This window comes from Microbacterium sp. UBA1612 (assembly GCF_002321605.1).
Classification (GTDB): Bacteria; Actinomycetota; Actinomycetes; order Actinomycetales; family Microbacteriaceae; genus Microbacterium; species Microbacterium luteum.
On record NZ_DCMW01000011.1, the window covers coordinates 82,269 to 83,014 of the forward strand.

General features: G+C 72.5%; 1 protein-coding gene. It reads left to right on the top strand.

The genetic code is table 11. From position 1 onward, the window contains the following. Positions 1 to 660, top strand: a 660-nt coding sequence (locus tag B3S45_RS05195) for an SGNH/GDSL hydrolase family protein (RefSeq protein ID WP_286717752.1), incomplete at its 5' end; no start/stop codon positions are given. Positions 661 to 746 lie beyond the last annotated feature (86 nt).

Here is a 746-nt window from a genome sequence, read left to right on the forward strand (position 1 = left end):
AAGCTCGACGGCGAGCCGCTGGAGCTGCTGATCCTCGGTGACTCGATCGCCGCCGGTCTCGGCGCGACGCGACGCAAGGAGACGCTCGGGGCGCGCATCGCCAAGGGCCTCGCGAACAGGGCGCGGCGACCCGTGCGCCTGCGCACGGTGGCGGTCGTCGGATCCGAGTCATCGGCGCTCCGCGAGCAGCTCGATGACCTGCCGGACGAGTACCAACCCGATGTCGCGGTCATCATCGTCGGCGGGAACGACATCACGCACCGCGTTCCGGTGGCGACCTCCGTCTCGCACCTGACCGAGGCGATCGCACGCCTCCGCTCGCGCGGAACGCAGGTGGTCGTCGGCACGTGTCCCGATCTCGGTGCCCTCCGTCCGGTGCCGCAGCCGCTTCGTTCGCTCGGATCGCGCATGTCGCGCCAGCTCGCACTCGCTCAGGCGGACGCGGCCGTCGCCGCCGGCGCGTATGCGGTCTCGCTCCGGCACGCCGTCGGCCCGTTCTTCATCTCGCAGCCCGATGAGATGTTCAGCCTTGATCGCTTCCACCCGAGCGCGCTCGGCTACCGCCGCACAGCCGAGGCGCTGCTGCCCGCCGTCGCCGGCTCTCTCGGTTTCGGTCGCACCAGCGCCGCCACACGCCACCCCCGCGGCGACGCTTCCTGACGGGCTCCGCCGCCCCGGCGCGCCGCCGCGTGCCGGCATCGACGCCCGTCGCTTTTCCTCCCCGCTCGGCCCTAACTCAGGCTGGA